Consider the following 8,607-nt stretch of genomic DNA (forward strand, 5'->3'; position numbering starts at 1 on the left):
CAAACGGGCGAGATTATCCGTTGGTTCGGTGCCTCGGTGGATATCCACGAGCGCAAGCAGGCAGAAGCCACCCTTTTGCAACGGGAAGCGCAATTTCGCCAGCTCGCGGATGCCATGCCGCAACAGGTTTGGATGACCGATGCTCAAGGCAACACGCAGTATGTGAACCAGCAATGGACAACCTACACCGGGCTGAGCCTAGAGCAGACTCAAGACATCCACTGTGCCACTCAAATGATGCATCCTGATGACTTTGAGGCCACGATCGCTCTGTGGCAGATGGCGCTGACGACAGGGGCACCCTATCAAGCTGAATTTCGCTTGAAGCATGGAGCGGCTCAGACCTATCATTGGTTTCTCTCGCGGGCGATCGCCATTCGGGACGAACAAGGACAAATTGTGCAGTGGTTTGGCACGAGCACAGACATCGAAGAGTTTAGACGCGCCCAAGCTGAGCGAGAACAACTCTTACAGCGAGAACAAACCGCCCGAGAAACCGCTGAGAACGCCAATCGGATCAAAGATGAATTTCTGGCGGTGCTGTCCCATGAGTTGCGATCGCCTCTCAACCCGATTTTGGGTTGGACTCAACTACTCCAGGCTGGCAAACTGGATGCAACTCGTCAAAGGGAAGCCTTAGCAACCATTGAACGAAATGCCAAACTCCAAACGCAATTGATCGAAGACTTGCTCGACATCTCTCGCATCATGCGGGGCAAATTATCTCTAACCGTAGCTCCCATTAGTTTGACCTCTATCATTTCTGCGGCTGTAGAAACTGTACGGTTAGCCGCAGAAGCAAAAAATATTCAAATCATCCTGGATTTTGCCCCGGAAGTTGCCCTTGTTTCTGGAGATGACGCCCGGTTACAGCAGGTGATCTGGAACCTGCTAACCAATGCCGTTAAATTCACACCCAGTGGCGGACAAGTCACCGTTGAACTGCGGCAACTCGATCAACTGGTGCAAGTTCGAGTCACTGACACGGGCAAAGGCATTCATCCGCAGTTCTTGCCTCACGTGTTTGAGTATTTTCTCCAAGAGGATGGTTCTACCACGCGCAGATTTGGTGGGTTGGGATTAGGACTGGCGATCGCGCGGCAAATTGTTGAGATGCACGGAGGCACAGTGCAGGCAGAGAGCCAGGGCGAAGGGCAAGGCGCAACCTTCATTGTGCAATTGCCAACGATGCGCATAGCACCGTTCATATCTGACCCAATTCCACCCAAAACAGATGCAGGCCTGCGGCTAGAGGGCGTTCAAATTTTGTTAGTGGATGATGAGCCAGATACGCGTGAGTTTGAAGCTTTTGTGTTGGAACAAAGTGGAGCTAGGGTAACATCTGTTGCTTCTGGCCTAGAAGCCTTGCAAGCACTAGACCAATCAACTCCGGATGTGTTGGTGAGTGACATTGGCATGGCTGAGATGGACGGTTACATGCTGCTCCAGCAAATTCGATCGCGCCCCTCCCATCAAGGTGGCATGATTCCAGCCATTGCCCTGACTGCCTATGCTACAGAAATGGATCAGCAACAGGCACTTCTGGCCGGATTTCAAACTCACCTCACAAAGCCTGTGGAGCCAGAAGTATTAGTGAGGGCGATCGCGTCTCTCAGCTTCTGATTGCCTTGGAGGAGTGTTACGTTTACCCGTGCTTTGAGTTGAGCTATATACAGGCAGTCTTTACATAACTCAGTGATCAAGCTCTCACAGCGCGATCGCCCTGGTGAAGAGCGATAGAGAGACGATGAGCCGCTAAGTTGCTTGCTGCCCTGCTTGGCGGAGCGGCATTCGAATCACGAATTCAGTGCCCCTGCCAGGTGTTGAAATGCACTCCAGTCTACCCATGTGTTTTTCGGTAATGATTTGGTAGCTAATCGACATCCCCATCCCTGTACCCTTCCCCAGCGCTTTAGTCGTGAAGAAGGGGTCAAAGATACGTTTTTGCACCGCTTGCGCCATGCCCACGCCGTTGTCCACGATCGCTACTTCTATCGAAGCAGCATCAGCCATTGATGTGCGGATGGTAATACGGCTGGGATGGTCTTTCAGCTCTTGATAAGTGCGTTTGGCGTTGTTTTCCTCGATCGCATCAATGGCATTGACCAAGATGTTCATAAACACTTGGTTGAGCTGTCCGGCATAGCACTTTACGAGCGGTAGTTCAGCATAGTCTTTGACCAGTTCAATTTCTGGTCGTTCGGATGTAGCTTTGAGGCGATGTTGCAAAATCATCAGGGTGCTGTCAATCCCTTCGTGAATATCAACCGCTTTGAATTCAGCTTCATCCATGCGAGAGAAATTTCGCAACGATAGGACAATCTGGCGAATGCGATCAGTACCCAGTCGCATCGAAGCCAGCATTTTTGGTAGGTCTGCTTGCAAAAACTCTAGATCGATATCTTCAGCTACTGATTGAATCTCAGGAGCAGGGTTGGGCTCATGCTGCTGATACAGCTGCACGAATTCTAATAAATCCTCCGTGTACTCCTGCACATGGGTGAGATTGCCGTGAATGAAGTTAACTGGGTTATTGATTTCATGAGCCACTCCAGCCACAAGCTGCCCAAGGCTCGACATTTTCTCACCTTGCACTACTTGAGCCTGAGTCCGTTTCAATTCTGCCAAAGCATGTTTGAGTTCAGCCGTGCGTTCTTCGACCCGGTTTTCCAATTCTTCTTTGCCGTGCTCTAAAGCTGTGAACAACTCCCTCAGCCGTCCTGCCATGTGGTTGAAGGAATGGGACAGCGTATTGAGTTCTTGAATATTGCTGGCTGCTACTACCTGGTTTAGATTACCAGAGGCCATCGCTTCACTAGCTTGATTCAGACGGAGAATCGGATGAACCAGCCAACGAGAGGTGAACAAGCCCAGGCCAGTGGCAACTACCAAGGCCCCAAAGCACAGCGCGATCGTGGTGCGCGTATTGGCATTGATTTGTGCCATGAATGTATTTTCTGGCACACTCGTGACCACTAACCAGTCCAAGCCATAGTCGTCGCGCCAGGGCACAACGTGAATAAAATTCCTTTTTCCCTGAACATCAAGTTGAAAGTCTTGGTTTTGGGCAATGAATTTAGGCCCGTCAGACATTTGGAGGTGTTTAGCAATGGTATAGACAATGGGATCAGAGCTATCGATCGCCCGCAACCGTTGAATTTTCTTGTCAATGATTGTAAAGGGCTTGTCTGTGCCAGAGTTAGCAATCAAGGTGCCGTCCCGCTCCATGATGAATACTTGCCCAAACTGACTGATATTTAAATCACGGAGGAAATCACTAAGTTTCAACAGGTGGATATCAACCGCAATCATTCCCAGCAAGCGATTTTGCGAATCGTAGATAGGGCGGCTGGCAGAGGCAGCAATGTAGGGGCCCGTTGGAAGGTTTGAAGTAGTAACCTTTGCCCAAATAGGTTTACCAGCAGCAACGGGTTCGGTATACCAAGGTTCGGTGAGATTATCCCAATCCCACGTAGCGTTAACCTGAGTGCGATTGCCTTGCGTATCCGTAGCGTAGTTGGTATTGGTTTTAGACGGCTCAGTCGTCCAATCATCGATAGTGGTAGTTTTGCCGTCATAACTAGCTGCCGCGATTCCCCCACCTGTAGGTAAACCAATACCGATGTATGTTACGTCATAAGCCTGAACCTGATCCCAGAGGTACTTACCAACGGTTTCACGATCGCCCACCTTCAAAATTCCCCGACGGATAGCGTCTGCATTGATTTGGTTGAGGGCGTGGGGAATTGCCAGATAGGACTTCAGGTGTTCATCCACAACATCGCTCGTGCGAGCCATCAACTGTTCTGCCAAGTCATTGACCGCGCTCTGTCCGTTTTTGAAAGACAAATAACCGACGAGACCCACAGCTGTAAAAATCTGGAGGACGAAGGGAACGACGAGAACAAGTTGTAATGGAAACGCCTTACCTCGGAGGAACTGCTGAATTTTCATTATCGGCAAGGGAATTTTACATCTAGTTGTTGATAAAATTCCCTTGACACCCACACAAATAACTTGGTTGAAGCGGGCACAGACAATTGCCATTCTAAGGTGGGGGAACTGACGAGGGTTGAACTCGCTAACACTGGTGTCATAAACCATCCCCTCCACCACTTCGGGTAGCTACGCAGGGAGCGGCTTCGCCAACAGTCACAGTGGAGCCACGGAGAGTCGAACCCTAACCTTCCGCTTGCAAGGCGGACGCTCTTCCAGTTGAGCTATGGTTCCAAGAGTGGCAGGAATAGCAGGAGTCGTTCGCGGAGCGTTGCCGAAGGCATTACCTGCATAAAACTGTTTAGAAGACAGTTGTCTTATCCGTTAGGCGACACTCCCATGATTGGTAGTCCTGATGGGATTTGAACCTGCAACCCTCTGTTTGTAGGACAGATGCTCCACCGTTGAGCTACAGGATTACAAGAGCGAATGGCGAGAGTCTAACTCTATGCCATCTTGTTCCTCTTAGAGAGTGAAAGAAACACTTCGACACTAATGGCGATCGCGAGTCGGGCTACCTTATTTTAGCTTGGAACTAGTGCCGTGAAACGTGGAACTCGAGTTCTTCCGGAACAACCGCTCTACTGAGTATCACAACTGCATCAGGTCTCTAGTTATCCGGATGCAGTTGTGGGAATTCTATAAACAAGCGAGAGATGAATGTAAGATTTCCCTTTTTATAATGAAGCTCCGACAGTCCCCAAGAAATCAGGCCTTTCCACTACAGATCGTTCTTGTGGTGCCCTTCGTACTTCAGATTTTTGGAGCTGTGGGTCTCGTTGGTTATTTGTCCTTCAAGAACGGCCAGAAAGCAGTCAATGACTTGGCCGAACAGCTAATTGATCGTTCCAGCGATGTGGTCAACGAACGCCTGACGTCTTATCTCGCGATTCCTCAAATGCTGAACCGGATGAATGCCGATGCCATCCGTAGAGGCACTCTGGATGTGCGCGATCGCGAGACTGTGGCAAAGCACTTTTGGGATCAGATGCAGGTATACAACCTGACTTATACCGGGATTGGACTGACAAGCGGACAGGGATTTGGAGTCGCTCACTATGATAAAAACATCACGCGTGAGGAATGGACAGCTCAACTGCCCAAAAATCTTTACAACTACGCCACGGATAGTCAAGGGAATCAGACGAAGCTGAACGCCCGTTGGGATTACGATAGTCTCAAGCAACCCTGGTACACTGAGCCGATTGCGGCAGGGAAGCCTATTTGGGGAAAAATTTACACAGCAAATCTTTCTGACAGCCCCTACATTACAGCTGCTGCCACTCGGCCAATTTACGATTCGCAAAATCGTTTACTCGGCATGATTGGCACCGAAATCCATTTGCTGAAACTGAGTGATTTTTTACGTGGCTTAGATATCAGCAAATCTGGACAAGTGTTTCTAGTCGAGCGGGATGGTGCTCTGATCGCGAACTCTGGGATAGAAAAGCCCTTTACTTTAGTCAAGGACCAGGTGCAGCGATTGCAAGCAATTGAGAGCCCCAATCCCGTTGTTCAAACCATTGCTAAACAGCTTCAGACTTCTAATAAATTTCAAACCATCGCTCAAGACGCAGACTTTAAGCTAGAGGTACAAGGAGAACAGCATTTTGTTAATGTGATGCTCTGGCGTGATGAATATGGCTTGGACTGGCTATTGGTGGTGAGTGTGCCTGAGAGTGCATTTATGGCGCAAATTAATGCGAATACACGCACCACGATCGCGCTTTGTTTTGGTGCATTAGCGGTTGCCTCTATCCTGGGCTTCTTCACCTCTCGTTGGCTGGTTCATCCAATTCTGCGTCTGAATCAAGCCAGTAAAGCAATGGCTTCGGGCAATCTAGAGCAAGCGGTAGAACCCAGCAATATTCAAGAACTTAATACGCTGTCTCACTCCTTCAACCACATGGCAGGACGGCTGAGGGAGCTGTTCACAGCTTTAGAGCACAGCAAGGAAGTCTTAGAGGAGCGAGTCGAGGAACGCACGGCTGAACTCAAACATACTTTGGCAGAATTGCAGCGGTCCCAGGCTCAAGTGGTGCAGAGCGAAAAAATGTCGAGTCTGGGGCAACTCGTGGCTGGAGTCGCTCATGAAATCAATAATCCAGTCAACTTCATTCACGGCAACCTGACTCATGTACAGGACTACACTGAAGACTTGCTAGAATTCATACAGCTGTATCAGAAGTACTATCCTCATCCTACTCCTGAGATTCAAACAGCAGCGGAAGAGATGGACTTGGAATTTTTGCAAGCAGACCTGCCCAAGATACTGGCTTCGATGCAGCTAGGAACCGATCGCATTCGGCAGATTATTCTGTCCTTACGCAACTTCTCACGTATGGATGAAGCGGAATTTAAGGCTGTGGATATTCATGAAGGCATCGACAGCACGCTGCTGATTCTGCAACATCGTCTCAAGGCCAGATCCGACCGACCCGAAGTGGAGGTTGTCAAAGACTATGCTCAGCTACCGCTAGTAGAATGCTACGCCGGGCAGCTCAACCAAGTGTTTATGAACATCTTGGTTAATTCTATTGATGCGATCGAAGAGAACAACGCCAAGCAGACGTATCAAGAGCTGAAAGACCATCCCAGTCGCATCACCATCCGCACATCAATGGCTGATGCAGCTTGGATAGAAGTGGCGATCGTGGACAACGGCGTGGGCATGGCGCAAGCGGTGCAAAAACGTATCTTTGACCCCTTCTTCACGACTAAAGCGCTGGGCAAAGGGACTGGCATGGGGATGTCTATCAGCTACCAGATCATCACGGGGAAACATAACGGCAAACTGGAATGTTTTTCAACTCCTGGAGAAGGAACTGAGTTCAGGATTCGGATTCCTTGGCAGCAACCAATCCCTTCAGCAACTTAGAGGTAAAGGTGACGCTGACAGAGCCAAGGAATTAAGTAAAACTTATCAGTCAACGACAGAATCAGGGTTACAGCGATTTTGAGCGAGAAGCTGGGATTAACTGCACTTACCCAATTGAATGTAACAACGAAGTGTCAATGCTTTGACCCTGTTACCTGAAGAAATTACAGTTAGTTCAGGTAATTGTTGAGGCTGCTCAATGAAGGTAGATGGTCACGGCCAAGCTAAGGTTTTACCGTCCGGCGAGATTGGCAAGTTGTTTGAAGCACTGGAGGGCGATCGCGATCGAGCCCTTTTTGGCATCTGTCTCTACACTGGATGTCGCATTAGTGAGGCTTGCTCGATGCTCACTACCGATGCTTATGACGCATCCGGAGTCAGAATGAAGATTACTCTGCGTAAGGCCAACACTAAGGGAAAGCAGGAGACGCGGCAAATTCCAGTTAGTGCGGTTCTCAAGGGATATCTGGAGATGTACCGAGCGGGGGCGAGCAAGCAGTATCTCTTCCCCGGACGGCATGGGCGCGGGCACATCAATCCCAAGTCAGCCGATGAGATTCTCAGGGAGACGTGCGATCGCCTGGGGCTGGTGGCAGGACTGTTTCATACGGATATAGAAAAAGCAAGCTAAAGATAGGGGTGAGGATCCACCATGTCTTTAGTCGAACTACTGCAAACGGTACCCGAATTTCGCCAGCTTCGAGGCAAACGGCATCAGTTGTGGTTTATCTTACTGCTGATGATTGTTGGGGCGATGTCTGGCTACTAGGGGTACCGTCCTCTCGCGGAGTTCAGTCAACTCTATGGAGCGCAAGTGTGCCAGCATCTGAATCACCCGCCGAAAAGTCGAGTGAGAGGGCATTCGACTTTTCGGCGGGTCATCCTGGAGTTAGATTTTCAGGTGTTCGCCCAAGTCTTCAACCAATGGGCACAGCAGTACGTCCCCATTGAGCCCGGAGAATGGCTAGCGGTGGATGGCAAAAGTATTAAGGGCAGTGTCACTGATTACGAGACCCACCAGCAGAACTTTGTCATGTTAGTGAGTTTGTTCAGCCACAAGTGTGGCTTTGTCCTCCACTCTCAACCGATGGAGAACAAGGTCATCAGTGAGTTGCACGTAGTTCAGCAACTGCTCGAAGTCCTCGATTTGTCAGGTGCCGTGGTGACCGCGGATGCCTTGCACACCCAAGAAAACGGTCGAGCGCCTACCCCAGCAGGAGGCCCATTATCTGCTGTGTGTGAAAGCCAACCATCCCAAGTTGTATAGCTGGTTGGTGGCATGGGCTCAAGCTCAAGCACCTACCGAGGTGGCTGAGCACTTTGAGCGCACTCATGAGCGGCGGGTGCATCGACGGGTGTCGCTCTACCAAGAACTAGGGGACTGGGCAGAGCAATGGCAGGATGTGCACCGTTGGTTGAAAGTGGAGCGTTGGGGGTGCGCGATGGACAAGCCTTTACCCACACCCACTAATATAGCCTTACATAGCTGTGTTAGGACGTTATTCTGAAGGAGAGAAGTGTTGGGATAGAACTATGCCTGCCCCTTACAGTTACGACCTGCGGCAAAAAGCGATTGAAGCGTTTCAAGGTGGAGAACGCAAAAGTGCTGTCTGTCGCATGGGCGTTGCTGAATAGGTAATGATTTAAGCTGAGAGAGGAATTGTTCGATACTTCAAATAATGCAGCAGCAACCGAAGTGAACACTTCAACATCTCAACTGATTTGGAGTAGCA

The 8,607-nt window shown here is 49.8% G+C and carries 6 protein-coding genes and 3 tRNA genes; 5 read left to right on the plus strand and 4 right to left on the minus strand.

Translation table 11 applies throughout. The features are described 5' to 3' along the window. Nucleotides 1–1,623: hybrid sensor histidine kinase/response regulator (locus tag NDA01_RS30615; protein ID WP_348231013.1), on the plus strand; the 1,623-nt coding region annotated here is incomplete at its 5' end. 132 nt (nucleotides 1,624–1,755) lie between these two features. On the opposite strand, the gene NDA01_RS30620 is transcribed toward NDA01_RS30615, so the two are convergent. The 4 genes from NDA01_RS30620 to NDA01_RS30635 all read right to left on the minus strand — a co-directional run bounded on the left by NDA01_RS30620 (nucleotide 1,756) and on the right by NDA01_RS30635 (nucleotide 4,415). Next, the gene (locus NDA01_RS30620; RefSeq protein ID WP_348231014.1) at nucleotides 1,756–3,954 is read right to left on the minus strand and encodes a sensor histidine kinase; all 2,199 of its coding nucleotides are present in this window, start codon (nucleotides 3,952–3,954) and stop codon (nucleotides 1,756–1,758) included. Nucleotides 3,955–4,054: 100 nt separating this feature from the next. Continuing rightward, nucleotides 4,055–4,129: transfer RNA gene (locus tag NDA01_RS30625), tRNA-His, on the minus strand. 106 nt (nucleotides 4,130–4,235) lie between these two features. Next, a tRNA-Arg gene (locus tag NDA01_RS30630) sits at nucleotides 4,236–4,335 on the minus strand. Between the two features lie 5 nt (nucleotides 4,336–4,340). Continuing rightward, nucleotides 4,341–4,415, minus strand: a tRNA-Val gene (locus NDA01_RS30635). Nucleotides 4,416–4,765: 350 nt separating this feature from the next. On the opposite strand from NDA01_RS30635, the gene NDA01_RS30640 reads away from it, so the two are divergent. From NDA01_RS30640 to NDA01_RS30655, 4 genes are all read left to right on the plus strand, one after another. After that, on the plus strand, nucleotides 4,766–6,874 hold the full coding sequence (locus NDA01_RS30640) for a sensor histidine kinase (RefSeq protein ID WP_431193593.1): 2,109 nt from the start codon (nucleotides 4,766–4,768) through the stop codon (nucleotides 6,872–6,874). Between the two features lie 199 nt (nucleotides 6,875–7,073). Then, entirely contained in the window at nucleotides 7,074–7,505 is a 432-nt protein-coding gene (locus NDA01_RS30645) for a tyrosine-type recombinase/integrase (protein ID WP_348231016.1), read from the plus strand. 183 nt (nucleotides 7,506–7,688) lie between these two features. Next, entirely contained in the window at nucleotides 7,689–8,141 is a 453-nt protein-coding gene (locus NDA01_RS30650) for an ISAs1 family transposase (protein ID WP_348231017.1), read from the plus strand. After that, on the plus strand, nucleotides 8,113–8,382 hold the full coding sequence (locus NDA01_RS30655; RefSeq protein ID WP_348231018.1) for a hypothetical protein: 270 nt from the start codon (nucleotides 8,113–8,115) through the stop codon (nucleotides 8,380–8,382). Before NDA01_RS30650 ends, NDA01_RS30655 begins: the two co-directional genes overlap by 29 nt. Nucleotides 8,383–8,607 lie beyond the last annotated feature (225 nt).

Origin of the sequence: Trichocoleus desertorum AS-A10, assembly GCF_039962155.1 — a bacterium.
GTDB lineage: Bacteria > Cyanobacteriota > Cyanobacteriia > FACHB-46 > FACHB-46 > Trichocoleus.

What these genes read in the sequence shown, in the direction of transcription:
- NDA01_RS30645 (WP_348231016.1), top strand. Translation starts at nt 7,074, where the DNA reads ATGAAGGTAGATGGTCACGGCCAAGCTAAGGTTTTACCGTCCGGCGAG.
- NDA01_RS30620 (WP_348231014.1), bottom strand. Translation starts at nt 3,954, where the DNA reads ATGAAAATTCAGCAGTTCCTCCGAGGTAAGGCGTTTCCATTACAACTT.